General features: G+C 71.4%; 15 protein-coding genes and 2 pseudogenes. 8 read left to right on the top strand and 9 right to left on the bottom strand.

All coding sequences use genetic code 11. The features are described from left to right. Window positions 1-892 precede the first annotated feature (892 nt). Window positions 893-1,900 carry a 1-aminocyclopropane-1-carboxylate deaminase gene (locus ACIQMV_RS37360; protein WP_402597536.1) on the bottom strand — a complete coding sequence of 336 codons (1,008 nt, stop codon included), beginning with the start codon at window positions 1,898-1,900 and terminating at the stop codon, window positions 893-895. A 9-nt stretch (window positions 1,901-1,909) separates the two neighbouring features. Continuing rightward, window positions 1,910-2,581 carry a GntR family transcriptional regulator gene (locus tag ACIQMV_RS37355; protein WP_401778109.1) on the bottom strand — a complete coding sequence of 224 codons (672 nt, stop codon included), beginning with the start codon at window positions 2,579-2,581 and terminating at the stop codon, window positions 1,910-1,912. Between the two features lie 473 nt (window positions 2,582-3,054). On the opposite strand from ACIQMV_RS37355, the gene ACIQMV_RS37350 reads away from it, so the two are divergent. The 3 genes from ACIQMV_RS37350 (at window position 3,055) to ACIQMV_RS37340 (ending at window position 6,377) form a co-directional block, all read left to right on the top strand. Continuing rightward, window positions 3,055-4,260 (top strand): cytochrome P450, encoded by a 1,206-nt coding sequence (locus ACIQMV_RS37350; RefSeq protein ID WP_402597535.1) that lies wholly within the window; start codon window positions 3,055-3,057, stop codon window positions 4,258-4,260. 204 nt (window positions 4,261-4,464) lie between these two features. After that, a complete protein-coding gene (locus ACIQMV_RS37345; RefSeq protein WP_402597550.1) occupies window positions 4,465-5,085 on the top strand; it encodes an isochorismatase family protein in 621 nt (206 codons plus the stop codon). Continuing rightward, the gene (locus ACIQMV_RS37340) at window positions 5,082-6,377 is read left to right on the top strand and encodes an MFS transporter (protein WP_402597534.1); all 1,296 of its coding nucleotides are present in this window, start codon (window positions 5,082-5,084) and stop codon (window positions 6,375-6,377) included. The genes ACIQMV_RS37345 and ACIQMV_RS37340 overlap by 4 nt, the downstream gene beginning before the upstream one ends. A 41-nt stretch (window positions 6,378-6,418) precedes the next feature. On the opposite strand, the gene ACIQMV_RS37335 is transcribed toward ACIQMV_RS37340, so the two are convergent. The 3 genes from ACIQMV_RS37335 to ACIQMV_RS37325 all read right to left on the bottom strand — a co-directional run bounded on the left by ACIQMV_RS37335 (window position 6,419) and on the right by ACIQMV_RS37325 (window position 9,885). After that, the gene (locus tag ACIQMV_RS37335; protein ID WP_402597533.1) at window positions 6,419-7,387 is read right to left on the bottom strand and encodes a LysR family transcriptional regulator; all 969 of its coding nucleotides are present in this window, start codon (window positions 7,385-7,387) and stop codon (window positions 6,419-6,421) included. A gap of 132 nt (window positions 7,388-7,519) precedes the next feature. Then, on the bottom strand, window positions 7,520-8,164 hold the full coding sequence (locus tag ACIQMV_RS37330) for a hypothetical protein (RefSeq protein WP_402597532.1): 645 nt from the start codon (window positions 8,162-8,164) through the stop codon (window positions 7,520-7,522). Next, the gene (locus ACIQMV_RS37325) at window positions 8,161-9,885 is read right to left on the bottom strand and encodes a PHP domain-containing protein (RefSeq protein WP_402597531.1); all 1,725 of its coding nucleotides are present in this window, start codon (window positions 9,883-9,885) and stop codon (window positions 8,161-8,163) included. The genes ACIQMV_RS37330 and ACIQMV_RS37325 overlap by 4 nt, the downstream gene beginning before the upstream one ends. 413 nt (window positions 9,886-10,298) lie before the next feature. Here ACIQMV_RS37325 and ACIQMV_RS37320 point away from each other — a divergent pair, with 413 nt between their 5' ends. Further along, window positions 10,299-10,838 (top strand): alpha/beta hydrolase, encoded by a 540-nt coding sequence (locus tag ACIQMV_RS37320; protein ID WP_402597529.1) that lies wholly within the window; start codon window positions 10,299-10,301, stop codon window positions 10,836-10,838. Here the strand turns inward: ACIQMV_RS37320 and ACIQMV_RS37315 are convergent. Both ACIQMV_RS37315 and ACIQMV_RS37310 read right to left on the bottom strand, forming a co-directional pair. Next, window positions 10,822-11,706, bottom strand: a complete 885-nt coding sequence (locus ACIQMV_RS37315; protein WP_402597528.1) for a neutral zinc metallopeptidase — start codon at window positions 11,704-11,706, stop codon at window positions 10,822-10,824. The two genes, ACIQMV_RS37320 and ACIQMV_RS37315, sit on opposite strands and share 17 nt — an antisense overlap. Window positions 11,707-11,900: 194 nt before the next feature. Beyond that, window positions 11,901-12,458, bottom strand: a complete 558-nt coding sequence (locus ACIQMV_RS37310; protein ID WP_402597527.1) for a DoxX family protein — start codon at window positions 12,456-12,458, stop codon at window positions 11,901-11,903. A gap of 255 nt (window positions 12,459-12,713) precedes the next feature. Between ACIQMV_RS37310 and ACIQMV_RS37305 the strand changes: the two are divergent. From ACIQMV_RS37305 to ACIQMV_RS37290, 4 genes and pseudogenes are all read left to right on the top strand, one after another. Beyond that, window positions 12,714-13,265 (top strand): annotated as a pseudogene (locus ACIQMV_RS37305) (lamin tail domain-containing protein); the annotation flags it as partial. Between the two features lie 1,271 nt (window positions 13,266-14,536). Next, window positions 14,537-14,905: pseudogene (locus ACIQMV_RS37300) on the top strand (endonuclease/exonuclease/phosphatase family protein); the annotation flags it as partial. A gap of 118 nt (window positions 14,906-15,023) precedes the next feature. Then, complete coding sequence (locus ACIQMV_RS37295) at window positions 15,024-15,221, top strand: antitoxin (protein ID WP_141364806.1); 198 nt, start codon at window positions 15,024-15,026, stop codon at window positions 15,219-15,221. Window positions 15,222-15,482: 261 nt separating this feature from the next. Next, window positions 15,483-17,876, top strand: coding sequence for an FG-GAP-like repeat-containing protein (locus ACIQMV_RS37290; protein WP_402597525.1), 2,394 nt, complete (start codon window positions 15,483-15,485; stop codon window positions 17,874-17,876). Window positions 17,877-17,932: 56 nt separating this feature from the next. Here the strand turns inward: ACIQMV_RS37290 and paaK are convergent, their stop codons facing one another. Further along, window positions 17,933-19,279 (bottom strand): phenylacetate--CoA ligase PaaK, encoded by a 1,347-nt coding sequence (paaK, locus tag ACIQMV_RS37285; RefSeq protein WP_402597524.1) that lies wholly within the window; start codon window positions 19,277-19,279, stop codon window positions 17,933-17,935. Beyond that, complete coding sequence (paaI, locus tag ACIQMV_RS37280; RefSeq protein ID WP_253266302.1) at window positions 19,276-19,707, bottom strand: hydroxyphenylacetyl-CoA thioesterase PaaI; 432 nt, start codon at window positions 19,705-19,707, stop codon at window positions 19,276-19,278. Before paaI ends, paaK begins: the two co-directional genes overlap by 4 nt. Between the last annotated feature and the right edge of the window lie 55 nt (window positions 19,708-19,762).

Below are 19,762 nucleotides of genomic sequence, written 5' to 3'. Positions count from 1 at the left end.
CCCGTCCGACCCCGGGCTCGGGGCCGGCAGCACCGTCTGGCCCCCTCAGCCCGCCGGAGCCGCACAGCCCGTCTGCCCCGGCCCATAGGGGCCCGTAGCACCGTCTGGCTCCCCCAGCCCGCCGGAGCCGCACCACCCGTCCGACCCCAACCCGCTGGGGCCCACAGCACCGCCTGGCCCCGGCCCATAGGGGCCCGTAGCACCCTCTGGCCCATCGCCCGCCGGAGCCGCACCACCCGTCTGACCCCAACCCGCCCAACCCGCTGGGGCCCGCAACGCCGCCTGTCCGATCCCGGGCCCGGAGGAGCCCGCAGCACCGTCCGCCCCTTCAACCCGCCGGAGCCGCACCGCCCATCCGACCCCGACCCACTGGGGCCCGCAACGCCGCCTGACCCCGGCCTACAGGGGCCCGCAGCACCATGTGGCCCATGACCCGCCGGAACCACACCGCCGTCCGATCCCCGCCAAGGCCGCATCGCCCGTCTGATCTCGGGCAGGGAGGGGCCCCCGGCACCGCCTGACCCATGACCCGCCGAAGTCACACCACCGCCTGACCCCTCAGCCCGCCGAAGCCGCACCCCCGACCGACTCCCGGGGCCGCCAAGGCCACATCGCCCGTCTGGTCTCGGGCCCGGAGCGGCCCGCAGCACCGCCTGCCCCCCGGCCCACCGCGGCCGCACCGCCCGTCCGATCCCCGGCCCGCAGGGGCCCGCAGCCCCATCCGACCCCTCAGCCTGCCGAAGTCGCACCGCCGCCTGACCCACAGCCCCCAGAGCCTCACCTCCGCCTGCCCCATGGCCCCGGGCCAGGCCGTCGTCGGCGCCGGGGCCGTGGGGCGGTGGCGGGGTGTCACTCGATCAGGTTCAGTGGCGGGGCCGGGGGTCTGCCCGGGTCAGTGGAAGACGCCGCTGTAGGCGTTGAGCGCGGGCTGGCCGCCCAGGTGGGCGTACAGGACGTTGGAGTCCTTGGGGATGTCTCCGCGTCGGACGAGGTCGATGAGGCCGGCCATGGACTTTCCCTCGTAGACGGGGTCGATGATCATGCCTTCGAGGCGGCCGGAGAGGCGGATGGCGTCCAGGGTGGACTGGACGGGGATGCCGTACAAGTCGCCGGCCCAGCCCTCCAGGACGGTGATCTCGTCGTCACGCAACTCCCGGCCGAGGCCGATGAGTTCGGCGGTGTTGCGGGCGATCTTCTCCACCTGGGCGCGGGTCTCGTCGATCTTGGCCGAGGCGTCGATGCCCAGCACGCGGCGGGGCCGGTCCTGGCCCGCGAAGCCGGCGATCATGCCCGCGTGCGTGCTGCCGGTGACGCTGCACACCACGATCGTGTCGAAGAAGACGCCGAGTTCCCGCTCCTGCCGCTGAACCTCGTAGGCCCAGTTGGCGAAGCCGAGGCCGCCCAGGGGGTGGTCGGAGCCTCCGGCGGGGATGGCGTACGGAGTGCCGCCGGCGGCGTGGACGTCCTCCAGTGCCTGGTGCCAGCTGTCCTTGAACCCGATGCCGAAGTCCGCCTGGACCAGGCGTACGTCGGCGCCCATGACGCGGGACAGCAGGATGTTGCCGACCTTGTCGTTGACCGCGTCCGGCCAGTCGACCCAGCTCTCCTGGACCAGGACGGCCTTCAGGCCCGTCTTCGCGGCGACCGCGGCCACCTGCCGGGTGTGGTTGGACTGGACGCCGCCGATGCTGACCAGGGTGTCCGCGCCCTTGCGGAGCGCGTCGGGGACCAGGTACTCGAGTTTGCGGGTCTTGTTGCCGCCGAAGGCCAGCCCGCTGTTGCAGTCCTCGCGCTTGGCCCAGATACGGGCACCGCCAAGATGGTCACTGAGCCGGTCCAGCGGGTGGACGGGGCTGGGGCCGAACAGCAGGGGGGTGCGCTCGAAGGACTCGAGGGACATCTGTGGCTCCTAGTCGGTGTCGGGGAGCAGGGTGTCGAGCAGCGGCAGCAGCGTCTGCCAGTTGGTGCGGGTGGCGGCCACGGCCCCCTCGACGTCTCCGGCCTCGCACAACGCGACGATCCGGTCGTGCTGGGCGACCGAGCCGCGGCCGCTCAGTGAGGAGAAGCGCAGTCTCTCCACGCGCCGCAGTACCGGCGTGAACTGCTCCAGGACCGAGCGGACGGCCGGGTTGGCGCAGGCGGTGACGGCGACGCCGTGGAAGGCGTCGTCGGCGTCGATCGCCGCGTCGACGTCGTTGCGGCGCAGGGCGTCGGCGAAGCGCGCGTTGGCCTCGCGCATGGCGTCCAGCTCGGCGGCGGACAGGTTGGGCATCGCCTCGCGGACGGCGAGTTCGTGCATGGCCGCCGTCACCGACTGGGCCGCACGCGCCGCCCGGACGTCCAGGGGGCTGACCATGGTGTAGCGGCCGGGCTTCGTCCGCACCAGACCGGCCTGCTCCAGACGCGCCAGGGCCTCCCGCACCGGTGTGCGGCTGACGCCCAGCCACTCCACCAGGTCGCTGTCGTTGAGGCGCTCCCCCGGTGCGAGGGTGCCGTCGACGATGGCGTCCCGGATGGCCCGGTAGGCGTTGTCGCGAAGGAGTGACCTGGAGACGAGTCCCCGGCTCTGCGGCACTGGCATGCAATATATTGCACGCTGCATGACAGAGAGTTGTCAAGGGTGCGCCGGAGGTGGGCTTCCGATACCGGCGCCGCCGTCGCGCAGAGGCTTGTTAGCCCACCTGGCTGGACCGACGGAGCGGGTCACCGGTCCGCACCGGCTCGCGTGTTTACATCAGCAAGGAGGCAACGACATGGGGGCCGCGGCGGTCCTGGCGCCCGCACTCACCGGGGTGCCGGCCCGGCGCGCGCTCCGTCCGCCGTCCCGGAGGATCGTGCGCACCTCGGGGGCCGGGTGCCACCGCCTCCGTCACCTTCCCACCGCTCGGCGGCGGATGGGCCGCCGCGCTCAGCGGTGGCCCGGTGTCGATCGCCAACGAGGGACGGCCCGCCTCGGCTTGCTCGGCGGTCGGCGGCGCCGTCGAGGCTCGCCGGAAACCTTCGCCGGGCCGTGGACACCACCGACGTCGTACCCATGCCCGAAGGAACCGACTGATGACCACGGACAACGAGACGGCCGTCTGCCCGTTCGACTTCAGCGAAGCCCTGGAGTTCGACCCCTCCCTCGCGGACCTGATGCGTCATGACACCCCCACCCGGATCCGGCTGAGCTACGGCGACGCGGACGCCTGGCTGGTCACCGGCTTCGACGCCGTGAAGCAGGTGACCACCGACCAGCGGTTCAGCCGGGCGGGCATCATCGGCCGCGACTACCCCCGGATGACGCCGGAGCCCATCGTGTCGCCCGAGTCGATCAACGTGATGGACCCGCCGTACAGCAGCCGCGTCCGTCACCTGGCCTCACAGGCCTTCACCCAGCCGCAGGTGGAGGCCATGCGCCACCGGATCGTCCGGCTCGCGGACGATCTGCTGGACCGCATGGAGGAACAGGGCCCGCCGGCGGACCTGATCCGGCACCTGTCCGACCCGCTCCCCCAGCACACCGTCCTGGACCTCCTCGGCATCGAGCGGGCGGAATGGCCCCGGATCCAGAAGGCCGTGCACCAGCTGCTCGTCGTCGGCGCGGACACCAAGGAGGCCGCGGCGCGCGCCAAGAAGGATCTGACGGACTACTTCGGCGAGCTCGTCGCACAGCGGCGTAAGTCGCCCGGCGACGACATCATCAGCGCGATGGCCGCGGCGCGGGACGGCAAGGAGCAGCTGGACGACCGGGAACTGGCGGTCATGACGCTCATGCTGGCGCTCAGCGGCCAGGACACGGCGACCTGCGAGATCAGCGACATCGTGTACCTGCTCCTGACCCGGCCCGAGCTGGCGGAACGCATCAGGAGCCGGCCCGAGACCCTGACCGACGTGCTGCACGAGTTGCTCCGCCACATCCCGTTCCGCAAGGGGGTCGGCATCCCCCGGGTGGCTCTCGAGGACGTGGAACTGGGTGGTGTGCTGATCCGGGCGGGCGACTACGTCCACGTGTCGTACCTGACGGCGAACCGCGACCCGGAGCGCTACACGGACCCGCACGACATCGACGTCGACCGGCCGAACTCCCCCCATATGACGTTCGGCTGGGGCGGGCACCGGTGCATCGCGATGCCTCTGGCCATGGCAGAGCTCGAAGTGGCCGTCGGACGGCTCATGGAGCGCTTCCCGGGGCTGCGGCTCGCGGTGCCGCCGGAGGAGGTGCGCTGGGACCAGCGGACGATCAGGCGGTTCCCCCTGGAGCTGCCGGTGGCCTGGTAGGGACGCCCGCCGGGCAGGGCATCGCGGACGCCGCACGGCCTCGGCTGACCGGAACACGGACACTCGGTGCCGCCCCCGCGACGGTATAAAGAATTCCTATGACTGGAAGGGTGCGTTTCACGGTTAGGCTCTGGCCCAATCCTCGGGCCATGCTCTCCGGCCTTCCGTATTCGAAACGCAAGAGGAGTTCATCCGTTGAACGCGATGTGGCGCGTGAATCCGCAGAAGACGGCTCTGCTCGTGATCGACATGCAGAACGACTTTGTTCTCGAGGGATATCCGATGGAAGTGCCGATGGCACGCCGGCGGATACCCAGGATGCAGGAGGTCATCGCCGAGTGCCGGGCGGCCGGTATTCCGGTCGTCTACACCCGGCACATTCTGCTGGACACATTCAATGTGTCTCCGCTGGAATCCACCTACAACCCGGCGCTGCTGAGCCATGGAATGCGCGAGGGGACTTTCGGTTCGCAGGTCGTCGACGACCTGAAGCCGGAGGAGCAGGACGTCGTCGTCGTCAAGCACCGCTACGACGCATTCCACAACACGCGACTGGAGAACGTGCTGACCAGCATCTCCGGTCTGCGCGAGGTGGACACCGTGATCATCGTCGGCACCCTCACCGAGGTCTGCTGCGACTCCACCGCGCGGGGGGCCTACATGCGGGACTTCAAGGTGGCTTTCGTCGGCGACGCCACGGGGGCGCTCAGCGAGGAGGCCCAGGCGGCCACGGAGAGGACCATCGACACATTCTTCGGCCGGGTACTCACCACCGGGGAACTGGTCACGGAAATCCGCGCGAACCGCGAGGGGAGAGCGGCGTGAGGCCCAGAGAATACGACGTCCGCTACGAACGTTCGGCGGTCGTGCTGCTCTCCCTCGGATTCGGCCTCGTCGGTCTGGACCGCTGGATCATCAGCCCGCTGTTCCCCTCGATGATGAAGGAACTCGGGCTCGACTATCAGGACCTCGGGAACATCATCGGAGTTCTCGGTCTGGCCTGGGGATGTTCCTCGCTTCTCATAGGCGGCCTCTCCGACCGGCTGGGACGGCGCAGGATCCTGGTCGGCTCGATCGTGTTCTTCTCGGTCTGCTCACTGCTGACGGGGCTCGTCGGCGGACTCGTCAGCCTCCTGATGGTGCGGGTCATCATGGGCGTCACCGAGGGCGCCTTCACCCCGACCGCGGTGGCCGCCACGGCGGAGGCGTCCCGGCCGGAGCGCCGCGGACTGAACATGGGCATGCAGCAGAGCACCTTCGCCCTGTTCGGCATCGGCCTCGGCCCGATCATCGCCACCCAGCTGCTGCGGGTGCTGCCGAGCTGGCACTGGGTCTTCGGTCTCATGCTGGTCCCCGGCCTGGTCCTGGCCTGGTTCGTCTTCCGGACCATTCGGGAGACCCACCAGCTGCCGGCCTTCGAATCCGCTGTCGCCCCCGCCACCCAGGACAAGACCCGCTGGCTGGACGTCTTCCGCTACCGGAACATCCGGCTGGCCATCCTCGCCCTGTGCGGCGCGATGACGTGCATCTTCGTGCTGAGCGCGATGGTGCCGAGCTACCTGGTCGATCACCAGGGCATCGGGACCAGCCAGATGGGTGTCATCGCCTCCGGCATCGGGTTCGGCGCCTTCGCGGGCCAGCTGGTCATTCCGGGGCTGTCCGACCGGTTCGGCCGCAAGCCCGTGGTCGTCGTCGCGCTGCTGATGGCGATGTGCATGCTGGTCGGCTTCATCCTCCAGGGGCCGGTGGTGCCGCTGCTGTTCCTGCTGCTGTTCTTCGTCGCCTTCGGCGCCAACGGCTGTCTGGCCCTGCTCGCCGGAACCATCACCGTGGAATCCGTCCCCGCCGGTCTGATGGCCGCCGCGGCAGGCACCGTGATGGGCGTCGCGGAGATCTTCGGCGGTGGCGTGGCGCCGTCCGTCGCCGGATACCTGGCCCAGCACCACGGCATCCACACCGTCCTCTACCTGGCACTCGGCGGACTGCTGCTGTGCGTGGTGGCCGCGTCCTTCCTCCAGGAGACGGCACCGAAGAAGACCGGCCGTACCGGCGACGAGGACGCCGCCGTCACGACGGCCGCGGGCGTCCAGCCGGAACCCGGTCCCGCCACGCCCTGAGGACCTGCCCGGGAGGCGGACGACCCGCGCGTCGGCGCGGGTCACCCCGCCCCGGGCAGATCGCCGTCCGGGGCCCCGGGCGGGTCCTCGTCGAGGAACCGCCCGACGGACGCCGCGAACGCCTCGGTCACCCCGTGGTCCCGGCCCGCGTCACTGACCCCCACCGTGACACTGATCTGCGGAAGCAGTCCGGGCAGCCGGGCCGAGGGAAGGTCCGTCGCCCGCTGCCCCCGGTCGCCGAGGACGACACCGGCGGGAACCACGGTGATGCACTCCCCCAGCCGGATCAGCGCATGCATGGTCCGGTAGTCGTCCACCACGTGGAAGCGGGAGATCTCGTACGTCTCGATCAGCGTGGTCGTGATCCTCGCATGGTGCGTCAGCACCGGATTGTCGAACAGCACGAACCGGTAGCGGGACAGCAGCTCCTTCAGGGCCGGGGCGCTGACCTCCTCCAGAACCGCCCCCGGCGGATGGACGAGCGCCATGTCCTCGACGCCGACGACGTCGGTGTGGAACGGGTGGTCCGCTTCCGTCGAGTAGAACAGCCCGGCGTCCAGCTGGTTGAGTTCCAGCAGGTCGATCACCGTCGTGGCAGGCCGGCTGGTCACCCGGAACTCGTCCGCCCCGTACACGTCCAGCGCGCTGCTCACCACGGCCCGTACGGACCGCTCCGACAGCCAGTTGTCCACGCCGAAAACGACCTTGTGCGGATGACCGGCCACCTCGGCGAAGCTCCGCGGCCGGGACGGGTCCTTCTTGCCCAGGACCGCGGAGGCGTTGGACAGATCCCGGATGAGCTGGGCGGCGTACGGCAGGAAGTACGCGCCCTGCGGGGTCAGCACCGCGCCCTTCCAGCCCCGCTCGAACAACGCGAAACCGAGACTCTCCTCCAGCCGCCGCAGCCGCTGGCTCATCGTCGGTTGTGTGACGTACGAGCCGGCGGCGGCCTTGGAGATACTGCGGTACTTGGCCACCGCCAGGAAAGAACGAAGCGCCTCGAGATCCACGGTTGCCCCTCCTTCGGCCACGACACTGGGCTCGATGGATCGGACCCTACTGCCCCGCGGACCCGTTGTGACCTGCTGGGACCGCGAGGCGGAAGGACTTCGTCCGGCGCAGGCCGCCGGCCGGGGCGGGCGTCAGCCGTGATCGGCGCAGCAGGGCGTGGGGTCGGGCACCTCGAAGGGGGCGAGGACGCCCCCCGCGGCGGGCACGAGCGGCAGCACGAGCCGTCCGTCCTGCCACAGGGGGCGCACGTGATCGCGAGTCGTCACCGAGGTGTCCGGTTCCGGGCCGCCGCCGGGGCCGGACGGCGCCCCGATGACGGTGACCCGGTCGATCGCGGTGTTCCGGAGGAGGAAGCTCAGCGGGACCGTGCCGACGAGACGCTGGACACCGGGGTAGACGACGGCACGTCCCTGCTCGCGGGTCTGCTGCTCGGCCGCCGCCAGGGCGGCGCCGTCCGCGTACGGCGCCGGGCCGTGCCGCAGCACGCCGAGGGCCGCGCCGGACGGCGGCCGCTCCTCGTCCGCGAGGAGCGCGAGGAGGGCGACGAGCCGGTGCCATGCCGAGGCCGCGGTGTGCGCGTCCGGCAGCGCCAGGGAGACGGCGATGTGCGGCCGCTCGCCGCTGCGGACCGGGTGCGTGCAGGCGACGGTGGCGTCCGGCAGGCCGAGCCGCGCCACCAGGTCCTGGGCGAGGTGATCGGCGCCGCGCAGGTCCGCCGACCCGGCGTCCACACCGATCACGGTGGGGACGCCGGGTCCGCCGGGCGTACCGGTCATGCGGGCAGGACCCACATCGGGTTGGAGTAGAACCACAGGTCCTTCCACGGGTCGGCGTCGCCGACCACGTCCATCGCCGGTCCGGCCGGGTCCACGGAGGCACCGCGCAGACCGACCGCGGTGCGGTTGCCGTCGGTGCCGCGCAGCCGCACGTACACCGGCTTGTCCACGCGGCCGAGGGAGTACGTCAGACGCACCGAGCCGGTGGACTTGTCCACCTCGAAGGACTTCACGACCTTGGTGTCCGGGGTGGTGAAGACGTCCTTGTCGGAGACCCGGCCGGTGACGTCGCCCTGGATCACGTCGACCCGGGCCAGCTTCGGCACGAACTGCGCCCAGTTCGGGCCGTTGGCGAGGCTGATCTCGACGACCAGGTCGACCTGGCTGCCGCGGCGCACGTGCAGCACGTCGCCGAGGGTGACGGCCTTGCCGCCGGAGCGCAGTTGGGCGTTGAGACCGCTGATCAGCCCGCCGTGGTCGACCCAGACGCGGCCGGCGCGGATGCCGTCCATGACCGACTGGTAGGAGAAGGAGGCGGTGCCGACGTGGGTGCGGGAGTACTGGCCGGGCCAGAAGTCGCCGTCGCCCAGGTTCAGCGCGCCGCCGTGGACGGGGTCCTCGTAACGGCCGTTGGCGTTGAAGTCGCTGCCCGGCCCGCGGACGGAGGAGTCGGCGTAGACGCTGTGGGAGTCGGAGTTGGCGGTGATCCACCAGGGCTTGCCCTCGGCCAGCAGGCTGTCCCACAGACCGCCCACGGTCGCGGTCATCCAGTCGAAGCCGCCCCAGGTGCGGTAGCTCTCCAGCGGGTAGCCGGAGAAGGAGTCGGCGCCGGGGCTGCCGTCGTAGTAACCCCGGCCCGAGCCGGGGCCGCCCGGGGCGGGCAGGCCGGCGGCCTGGTGGCCGGGAGCGCCCTCCATGCCGACGGCGATCGTCGGCTGCGCGTCGCGCCAGGCACGGATCTCGTGCGGGGAGTCGATGCCCTTGCGGGCGGGGTGGTTGGCCAGGAACAGGGCGTCCTTGACCTTGCGGCGCTGGACCTGCTCGGCGAGGAAGTTGACGCCCGCGATGGCGAGCGCCTCGTTGGCGGGGGTGTTGGCGGTGGCCTTCTTCACGGCCCCGTCGAAGGAGTTCTCGAACTCCTTCAGCACGGCGACCTCGTTGGTGCCGGGGTGGACGAAGACGGTGCCGTGCTCGGCGGCCGGGATGTTCCACTCCAGGCCCTGGAAGACCAGCGTGTCGGAGATCTGCCCGCGGGCGGCGACGATGTCCGGGTTGACCTTCTCCACACCGATCTTGGCGTGCTGCTCGCTGCCGTGGTCGGTGATGACCATCCAGTCCAGGCCGTGCGCGTTGGCCTGGCGCACGTGGTCGACGACCCGGTACTTGCCGTCGGAGCTGTACTGGGTGTGGATGTGGTGGTCGCCGGCCAGCCACAGGTATCCCCCGGAGCGGGAGGGCTGCGAGGACTGCTGGTTCTGGTTCTGCCCCTGGTTCTGGCCCTGGGAGGCGGCCGCCTGTCCGGCGCCGGCGAGCACGCTGCCCGCCGCAAGTCCGGCACCGAGCAGGCCGGTACGGCGCAGCATGGACCGGCGGGACAGCTGATCGGGCGTCAACTCGGTGTCGGGGACCTCCAGGTCGAGCGCCGGCGGCAGGGACCCGCCACCCGTGCCGTGGTCGTGGTGGTGGTGGTGCCCGTGGGCGTGACTGTGGCCGTGGCCCATGTCCGAACTCCTGCCGTCTGTACGTTAAAAGCGTGTTCGAGCGGCGCCCATGCTGGGCCCCTGCCGCCAACACGGCGGGAACGGCGGGTGACAACGGCAGGTACGGAAGGCGGCACCCGAACGCGGCACGGGGTCGGCCGCGGTTTCGGCACGCGGGCTGGCGCTGCCGGACCGGGCGGAACAAGCCACTTCGGGAGTCGAGGGCGCACGGCGCTCGCGTGACGGCCGGCGCCCGGGCCCATCGACTGCCCGCCGACCGGGAACTCGCCGGGGTGCGGTGGTGGAGCACCGCGCGACCGGAGCGGGCACGGGTGACGAGACCCGGTGTGCGCAGTACGCCCAGGTGGTACGAGACCGTGGCGGGACTGGGGAAGTGACGGCGTACCCGGCTGCCGCGGGGTCCGATCGCGGGTGTGCGGGAGGGAAGCGCGGCGAGCGCCGAGGAGCTCGGCCAGGGGCTGCACGCCCCCACGCTGTGCCTGGACGGACGTTACCCCCGGGACAGGGCGGACGCTTCGGCGGCCGGACGCCGGGAGGCGCTGGAGAAGGCCGGTGCGGAGCTCACACCGGTCGGCTCCGGCCCCTTCGACGCCGCCACGGCGAACGGCCTCGGCTCGATGCCGAGCTGTCCGCACGGGCCGCGCACGCCGGTACCGCCGCTGCCTCCGGAGCACCGCGGGCTGCCGGGCGTGCAGGTCCTGCTGCTCGGCCGGGACCGGGACGTGCCGACCCCGCTGGAATGGCTTCACGACCGGAAGAGGCTGACGCCGCGGGCCCAGGTCGTGTTGGTGCCGGGCGCGGCGCACTCGGTCCGGAGCAGGACGGCCAGGACAGGGGCCGCCAGGCGGTGTTCGACTTCCTGCTGGACCGGCGCCGACGGCACCGTACGGACGGCGAAGGCCCCGACCGGGGAACCCGGTCGGGGCCTTCACGTGGTCAGATGGCGCCGGTGAAGGTGTCGCACCGGGCCGGGGAGCCCGTGGTGTAGCCGGCGGTGAACCAGTGGACCCGCTGCTGCGAACTGCCGTGGGTCCAGCCTTCCGGGTCGACGCGGCCCTGGGTGCGTTCCTGGATGCGGTCGTCGCCGACGGCTTCCGCGGCCCCGAGGGCCTCGCGGATGTCGGAGTCGGTGAACGGCTTGTCGAAGAAGCCGGTGGTGACGGCGTTCTTGGCCCAGACCCCGGCGTAGCAGTCGGCCTGGAGCTCCAGCCGGACCGAGCCGCTGTCGGCTCCCTTGCGGTCCCGGCCGGCGCGGTTCATGGTGCCCAGCAGGTTCTGCACGTGATGCCCGTACTCGTGGCCGATGACGTACGCCTGCGCGAAGGGGCCGCCCTTGGCGCCGAACCTTTCCTCCAGTTCGCGGAAGAAACCGAGGTCGAGGTAGACACTGTGGTCGGCCGGGCAGTAGAACGGGCCCATGGCGGAGGTGGCCCGGCCGCACCCCGTGCTCCAGGTGCCGGAGACCAGTTGGGTTCCAGCCTTGGTGTAGGACTGCTGGTAGTGCTCGGGGAGAGCGCCCTGCCAGTAGCGCTGGATGCTGTTGACGACGCCCACCACGCGGCACTTCTCCGATTGGTTGGCGTCGGCGCCCTTCCGGCACTTCGCGGTCAGGTCCTCCCCCTGTTGCTGGGTGGCGGAGTTCGAGCCGCCGCCGTTCAGGAGGCCCGCCGGGTTGACGCCCAGGAGCAGTGCGACGACCAGGACGACGACGCCGATGACGCCGCCGCCGATGGTGAGCCCGCCTCCGGGGATGCCACCGCCGCCGCTGCCGCGGTCTTCGACCTGAGAAGCATCAAGATCCACGTCATCGCGGAATTCCATGGGTCGTTCGTCTCCCGGGGGTTGGTGATCACCCCCATTCTGCCCGGTGTCGTGGACTGGTCGTGTGAGGGTGGGCGGCGACGCTCCACGGACACCTCACAGACCGTCACTTCCGCGGCGCGCAGGCGGCCCACGAACCCGGGGCGGCGCGTGCCCCGGGGTCTTCGGCGTGTCCTCCGGCGCCGCGGGGCGGGCTAGAGACTGAGCGTGACCGCGGCGCCCGCGCCGCCCAGGGCCAGGGCGAGGGCCGCCTCCCTCCAGCCGCCGGCGCCCCAACGGAAGAAGCGGTCCACGGCCAGCCGGCCCGGGCCGATGGCGGCGATCCCCAGGGCGACGACGGCGATGCACACGTTGTATTCCACTCCGCCGTCCGTCTCCCACAGGCCGTGGACGCCGGTGACGGTCGCCATTGCGTTGATCATGACTCCGATCAGGGCGGCGGCCGCGAGCGGGGTCAGCAGCCCGAGGGCCAGACCGAGGCCGCCCAGGAACTCCGACAGACCGCCGATCGCGGCGAACAGTTTTCCCGGGCGGTAGCCGAGGGCCGCGAACCCCTGACCGGTCGCGGTCAGGCCGCGCCCTCCGAAGAGCCCGAACAGCTTCTGCGCGCCGTGCCCGGCCATCAGCAGGCCGAAGGTGAGCCTGATGAGCAGCAGACCGCAGTCGGCGACGGTCGCCGTGACCGCGGCGGCGTGCCGTGCCACCGGCTCCGTGGAACGAGGGGCTCGGTACAGAATTCGCTTCGACACCATGGGAGTGCTCCGGTAGGAACTCCGGAACGGGTGTGGCCCCCAGCTCGGACACGCCGAGGCACCGGTCGGGGGTGAGCCGCGCGGCAGCTCGCGCCCGCTCTCACCCCTCGATATCGATCCTTCCGCAGCCTGCGCGGTCGTGCATCTGGGCCTGGCCGGATCCAGCCGGGCCTGTCCGGACCTGGATGGGCCGGGAGGGGCTTCCCCAACTCCCGCCGTGCGGGGATTCGTCGTCGTACGCCCCAGCTGTCCCGGGTGACACGACGGTCGTTCCGGTGGCTTCCGGCCAACGACCGGGGAAACGCTTGCCCCTTGGTCGGTCCTCCATCTTGTTGCGCGGGAATCTACGCGCGTATCTTTCCTGCCGACCCACGAGTCTCCTGTCACCTCCCACGGTTCAGTCGCGTCTGTTTCCTCAACTCCACGAAAGAGCCCCACGTGTCTTCACACATACCGCTGTCCCTGCGTGGCAGAGCTGCCAAGGTCGGCCTCGTCGCGCTTCCCCTCGGTATCGCGGGCTCACTGATCGCACTGCCTCTCACCGCCCAGGCGGCGTCCCCGGACGCCGTCATCTCCGAGGTCTACGGCGGCGGTGGCAACTCCGGCGCGCCCTTCACCCACGACTTCGTCGAGCTGGGCAACGCCGGCTCCGGATCGTTCGACCTGAGCGGCTGGTCCGTCCAGTACCTCAGCGGCTCGCCCTCGGCCACCACCAAGTGGCAGGTCACCCCGCTCACCGGGGCGATTCCCGCGGGCGGCACCTACCTGATCCAGGAGGCCAAGGGCACCGCGGGCGACGCCGCCCTGCCGACGCCCGACGCGACCGGCACCATCAGCATGTCGGCGACCAGCGGCACCATCGCGCTGGTCCACTCCACCACCGCGCTCACCTGCCTGACCGCCGAGGACTGCGCGGCCGACGGCAGCATCAAGGACCTGGCGGGCTTCGGCACCGCCGTGGTGCGCGAGGGCAACCCCGCCACCGGTGCGGGCAACACCACCTCCGTCTCGCGCGACGCCGCCTTCACCGACACGGACGACAACTCGGTCGACTTCACCGGCGGCGCTCCGACCCCGCGCAACAGCACGGGAGAGGGCTCCGGCGACCCGTCGCCCTCCCCCACCCCGTCGCCCACCGACACCGCGCCGGGCAGCCTGCGCGTCCACGACATCCAGGGCACCACCCGGATCTCCCCGCACAACGGCGAGTCCGTCACCAACGTGCCCGGCGTGGTGACCGGCGTGCGCAGCACCGGCACGAAGGGCTACTGGATCCAGGACCCCGACCCGGACGCGAACCCGGCCACCAGCGAGGCCATCTTCGTGTACACGGGCTCCGCCACCCCCGTCGTCAAGGTCGGCGACTCGGTGCTGGTGTCGGGCAAGGTCAGCGAGTACTACCCCGGCGGCCAGAACAGCGGTGCGCAGTCCGTCACCGAACTGACCGGCCCCAAGGCCGTCGTCCTGTCCTCCGGCAACCCGCTGCCGGCGGCGGAGGTCATCAACGCGACGACGCTGGCCGAGGCCTACGCCCCGCAGGTTCCGGGCGGAAGCATCGAGTCCCTGGAGCTGAAGCCCGACAAGTACGCCCTGGACTGGCTGGAGTCCCGTGAGGGCATGCTGGTGCAGGTCGGCGACTCCCGCGTGGTGGGCGCCAGCAACGACTACAACGAGACGTGGATCACCACCAAGCCCCAGCAGAACCCGTCCTACCGCGGCGGCACCGTCCTCACCGGCTACGCCAGCCCCAACTCCGGGCGACTGCTCCTCACCTCGCTGACCGGTGACAAGCTCCAGGCGAATGTGGGTGACACCCTCACCGGCCCGACCTCCGGCCCGCTGGACTACGGCACCTACGGCGGCTACAGCATCCAGGCCACCAAGCTCGGCAAGACCGTCTCCGGCGGGCTGACCCCGGACGTGGCGAAGCCGGGCAAGGCGGACGAGCTGTCCGTCGCCACCTACAACGTCGAGAACCTCGCCCCGTCGGACCCGCAGCGCAAGTTCGACCGGCTGGCCCAGGCCGTCGTCAAGAACCTGGCCGCCCCGGACATCCTGAGCCTGGAGGAGATCCAGGACAACAGCGGCGCCACGGACGACGGAACGGTCGCGGCGGACAAGACCATCGCCAAGTTCGTAACGCCTTCGTCTCCGACCTGCTGTCCAAGGACAAGAAGGCCAAGGTCGTCGTCCTGGGCGACCTGAACGACTACCAGTTCTCCAAGCCGCTGGCCACGCTGACCTCCGGCAAGATCCTCACGGATCTGATCAACACCCTGCCGGCGAACGAGCGCTACAGCTACGTGTACGACGGCAACTCGCAGACGCTGGACCACATCCTGGTCTCGTCCAACATCAAGAAGCCCTCCTACGAGGTCGTCCACATCAACGCCGAGTTCTACGACCAGATGAGCGACCACGACCCGCAGGTGGTCCGGTTCAAGTAACCGCTCCCCCCGGCACGTTCGGGTCACGGGCCCGGCACCTCGACGCGAGGTGCCGGGCCCGCGTCGTGAGATCATGGCGTCCCGAGCTACTACAGCCCCGTAGAGGAGCGGCACACGCATGTTCGACCAGCTGAAGAACCTGAAGGGCAAGGTCGAGGACATCGCCGAAGCCCACGGCGACAAGATCTCCGACGGACTGGAGAAGGCCGGCGAGTTCATCGACGGCAAGACCGGCGGCAAGCACAGCAGCACGATCGACACCGTCGTCGACAAGGCACAGGACGCCGTGGACAAGTTGGGCAAGCACAAGGGCTGAGCGCACGGCGGCACCCGCGGGTGTGACATCTGGTGAGGTCCGTGCGCTTGGCTAGTGACAGCTGTGACACGCGTGCCGAACGCCGGACTTTCTTGGGGTGGGATGGTGGGTCGCCGAACTGGGCGGGCGAACGCGTTACGGAGCCTGAACCGGCGAGTGTGGCTGACGGGCGGGGCCGCCGTGCTGACAGGGGCCGGAGTCGTCACCTTCGCGGTGGCGTCTCCGCCCGCACAGCCGCGGGGTCACGGGCGGATACCGTCCGTGCAGACGCTGCGGCCGGCAGACCTGGGCGAGGGGCACGAGGGGCTGCCGCAGTGGGACACGGAGCGGTTCAGCGCCGCGCTGCTGACCTGGGACGACCCGCGCGCCGAACTGGGCGGCACCGCCGAACTGCGCTCCCGCTCGGTGGCGACCGGCGAGTGGTCGGACTGGCGGAGGCTGCCGGACGACCCGTTGACCGCCGACGGGGCGGAGGCCCGGCGGGCCGGGGTCCGGGGCGGCACCGCCTCCGTGTGGACCGGTGACGCGGACGGTGTGGAGGTGCGCGTCCTCAGGGGCGACGGCACGCCCGCCACGGGGCTGCCCGCAGGGCTGGACGTCAAGCTGCTGGACCCCGGCACGGGGTCCGGGGGCACGACCGGGTCCGAGGACGCCGCGTCCACCGAGTCCGCCCCGGCCGACAGGTCCGCCCCGATCACCGAGTCCGCCCCGATCACCGAGTCCGCGCCGGTCACCGAGTCCGCGCCGGTCACCGGGTCCGCGCCGGTCGGCGCACCACGCACCGTCCCGGCCGCGCGCCCGTCGACGGTGGTGCGGCCGCCGGTCATCACCCAGGCGGAGTGGGGAGCCTGGACCGGACACGGCAGCACGCCGAGGTACGGAACGCGGATCCGGGCCGCGATCGTCCACGACACCGGGGCCGGCAGCGACAACGAGCTCTCCTGTGCCCAGTCCCGCGCCCGGCTGCGCACCCTCCAGCAGGGGCACCTCGCACGCGGCTACGACGACATCGGCTACAACTTCGTCGTCGACCGCTGCGGTCAGGTCTTCGAGGGCCGCGGCGGCGGCGCGGACCTGCCGGTGGTGGGCGCGCACGAGCGCGGTTCCAACACCGGCACGGTCGGCATCTCCTTCATCGGCGACTTCACGACCGCAAAGCCGAGCCCGGCCGCGCGGAACGCCATCGCGCGGATCGTGGCGTGGAAGTTCGGAATGTACGGCATCGACCCGGCCGGCAAGGTCGCGCTGGGTTCCGGCAGCGGTGCCCGTGCCGGCGGCGGGACCGTCGGGGAGGCCGCCCGTATCGCCGAGCTGGCCGGGAGACCGGGGATCTCGCACGCGCCGCCCACCTCCGACTTCGACCGCGACGGCACCGGCGACCTGGCGGCCGGTACGCCCAGGGTGTCGGGCGGCGCCGGCGGCGTGACGGTGATCCCGGGCGGCCTCGACGGCCCGGCCGCGGCCTCGAAGGTGACGATCACTCAGGACAGCCCCGGGGTCCCCGGCTCCTCCGTGCCCGGCGACAACTTCGGCGCCGCGACCGCGTGGGGCGACGTCAACGGCGACGGCTACGCCGACCTCGCGATCGGTGTGCCCGGAAAGGACGACGACCACGGGCACGCCGACCGGGGCTCGGTCACCGTCCTGTACGGGCCCGGTCTGGACTCGGGGTTCTCCTACACCGCCTCCGGCGGCACACCGGCCGGGGCACGGTTCGGCTCGGCGGTCGCCGTCGGCGACTTCGACGGCGACGGCCGCGCGGACGTCTTCGCGGCCGGCACCGGCAACGGCGGCATGTGGAGCGTACGGCTGACCGCGAGCGCCACCACCTCCGGACCGCTGACCACCGCCAAGGGCCCGGTCTCCCATCCGGACGCCACGACCGGCGACTTCAACGGGGACGGCTACGCGGACGTCGCCCTCGTGTACACCGACGCCGACGGCACCGGGCGCGTGGCGTGGTTCGCGGGCTCCGCGCACGGGCTGACGAAGCGGGGCGCCCTCCCGGTGCGGGGCGGCCGCTGCGTCGCCGCGGGCGACATCGACGGCGACGGGTACGACGACCTCGTCATCGGCCAGCCCCACGCCCCGGAATCGGGCGGTGCGGCAGGGGGTCAGGTCACCGTGGTCCGCGGTGCGGCGACCGGGCTCACCACCAGCGGTATGAAGGTCGTCCACCAGGACGGTGTGGGCGTGGCGGGCACCGACCGGGCCGGTGACGGCTTCGGCGAGGCGGTCTCCGTCGGGGACCACGACGCCGACGGCTACGCGGACGTCCTGGTAGGCGCCCCCGGAGAAGGCCTCACCCGTGACGGCGTCCACCACCGCGACGCCGGGCAGGCCACCCTGCTGCGGGGTTCCGCGTCCGGTCTGACGGCCACCGGCTCCTTCGCCCTCAACCAGGACACCCCCGGGATCCTGGACGCGGCGGAGACGGGCGACCGGTTCGGTTCCTCCGTCGCCCTGACGGACATGACCGGCCACGGATACGCGGGGCTCGTCTTCGGCGCGGAAGGCGAGGACGGGGGCAACGGCCTCCTGCTGTACGCGCCCGTCAACAGCAGCGGCTTCGGCCTCGCCCGGACCGTCGCCCTGCGCGACACCGCCCTGGGCACACCCGCCGGCGCCCATCTCGGGCAGAACCTGGCGCCCTGACCCTCACGCCGCGACCGGTGGTCGTGTCCACCGGCCGCGGCGGCCGGGGCCGGGCCTCATCCCCGGCGCAGATCCCGGACCCGGCGGATCTTGCCCACCGAGCGCTCCAGGGTCTCCGGATCGACCACGCACACCTCGACGCTGATGCCGACCGAGTCCTTCACGCCCTTGCCGATCGCCCGGGCGGCCGCCTCGCGCTGCTCCGGCCCCGCGCCGGGGCGGGCCTCGATGTGGACCGTCATGTGGTCCATGCGGCCGCGCTGGGTCAACTGGATCTGGAAGTGCGGGGCGACGTCGGGCACGCGCAGCACGACCTCCTCGATCTGGCTCGGGAAGACGTTCACACCCCGCAGGATGATCATGTCGTCGCTGCGGCCGGTGATCTTCTCGATACGGCGGAAGGCGGGCCGTGCGGTGCCGGGCAGCAGGCGGGTGAGGTCACGCGTGCGGTAGCGGATGATCGGCAGGGCTTCCTTCGTCAGCGAGGTGAACACCAGCTCGCCGCTCTCGCCGTCGGGCAGCACCTCACCGGTGATCGGGTCGACGACCTCGGGACAGAAGTGGTCCTCCCAGACGTGCAGTCCGTCCTTGGTCTCCACGCACTCCTGCGCCACACCCGGGCCCATGACCTCCGACAGTCCGTAGATGTCGACGGCGTGGATGTCCATGCGCTCCTCTATTTCGCGGCGCATCGCCTCCGTCCAGGGCTCGGCGCCGAAGATGCCGACCTTGAGGGAGCTGGTGCGCGGGTCCACGCCCTGCCGCTCGAACTCGTCGAGCAGGGTCAGCATGTAGGAGGGCGTGACCATGATGATCTCGGGCTCGAAGTCCCGGATGATCTGCACCTGGCGCGCGGTCATGCCGCCGGAGGCGGGGATCACGGTGCACCCGGCGCGCTCGGCACCGTAGTGCGCGCCGAGGCCGCCGGTGAACAGGCCGTAGCCGTAGGAGATGTGGACCTTGTGGCCCCGCCGGCCGCCCGCGGCGCGGATGGAGCGGGCGATGAGGTCGGCCCAGGTCGACAGGTCGTTCTCGGTGTAGCCGACCACGGTGGGGCGGCCGGTGGTGCCGCTGGAGGCGTGGATGCGCCGGACCTCGGACATGGGGACGGCGAACATGCCGAAGGGGTAGGTGTCGCGCAGGTCGGCCTTGGTGGTGAAGGGGAAGCGGGCCAGGTCCTCGAGGGAGCGGCAGTCCTCGGGGGTGACGCCGGCCTCGTCGAACTTCTTCCGGTAGAGCTCGACGTTGTCGTAGGCGTGGTGGAGGGTCGCGCGGAGCCGGCTGAGCTGTACATCGCGGAGCTGCTCGCGGGTCATGCGCTCGCCGCTGTCCAGCAGCTCGTCCGGGAGCGGCTGTCCCAGCCGGGGCCCCTGATCCACCGGGGCCGTCACTTCGCTGCTCATCGCGACTCCTTCGTCTTCTCGCTTCGTAGGCTGCGGCTGCGCCCGCGGAACTCCGCGATCACCTCGTCACCCCGCCGGACACTCACGTCGTAGATCCCGCTGCGGCCGTACCGGGTGCGCTCGCAGGCCGTCGCCACGAGGACGTCGCCCTCGTGGGCCGGGGCGATGAAGACGATGTCGGCCGCCGCCGCGACCGTCACGGGTCCGTGACTGTTGCAGGCGCAGGCGAACGCGGTGTCGGCGAGCAGGAAGAGATAGCCGCCGTGGGCGATCCGATGCCCGTTGACCATTGCCGGCGTCACGGTCATCCGCACCTCGGCGGTCCCTTCGCCGTGGTGCGTCAGCTCGATGCCGAGATTCCGGGAAGCCAGGTCCGCGGCGAACATCGTCTCGACCGGACCGGGTTCGACGTCAGTGGCCTGCGTCACGTTTTCCACCACCTTGTGTACCGACCGAACATTCGGTTAGCGTCGGCAAAGCCAA

The sequence above is a fragment of the Streptomyces sp. NPDC091412 genome (assembly GCF_044756885.1).
Taxonomy (GTDB): domain Bacteria; phylum Actinomycetota; class Actinomycetes; order Streptomycetales; family Streptomycetaceae; genus Streptomyces.
The sequence above is the reverse complement of the archived record's forward strand: the minus strand, read 5'-3'. Positions and strand labels throughout refer to the sequence as shown.

Coding starts and splice junctions, on each gene's coding strand:
- ACIQMV_RS37360 (WP_402597536.1), bottom strand. CDS start 1,900: ATGTCCCTCGAGTCCTTCGAGCGCACCCCCCTGCTGTTCGGCCCCAGC.
- ACIQMV_RS37345 (WP_402597550.1), top strand. CDS start 4,465: ATGTGGCGCGTGAATCCGCAGAAGACGGCTCTGCTCGTGATCGACATG.
- ACIQMV_RS37330 (WP_402597532.1), bottom strand. CDS start 8,164: ATGACCGGTACGCCCGGCGGACCCGGCGTCCCCACCGTGATCGGTGTG.
- ACIQMV_RS37325 (WP_402597531.1), bottom strand. CDS start 9,885: ATGGGCCACGGCCACAGTCACGCCCACGGGCACCACCACCACCACGAC.
- ACIQMV_RS37355 (WP_401778109.1), bottom strand. CDS start 2,581: ATGCCAGTGCCGCAGAGCCGGGGACTCGTCTCCAGGTCACTCCTTCGC.
- ACIQMV_RS37310 (WP_402597527.1), bottom strand. CDS start 12,458: ATGGTGTCGAAGCGAATTCTGTACCGAGCCCCTCGTTCCACGGAGCCG.
- ACIQMV_RS37350 (WP_402597535.1), top strand. CDS start 3,055: ATGACCACGGACAACGAGACGGCCGTCTGCCCGTTCGACTTCAGCGAA.
- ACIQMV_RS37315 (WP_402597528.1), bottom strand. CDS start 11,706: ATGGAATTCCGCGATGACGTGGATCTTGATGCTTCTCAGGTCGAAGAC.
- paaK (WP_402597524.1), bottom strand. CDS start 19,279: ATGAGCAGCGAAGTGACGGCCCCGGTGGATCAGGGGCCCCGGCTGGGA.
- ACIQMV_RS37295 (WP_141364806.1), top strand. CDS start 15,024: ATGTTCGACCAGCTGAAGAACCTGAAGGGCAAGGTCGAGGACATCGCC.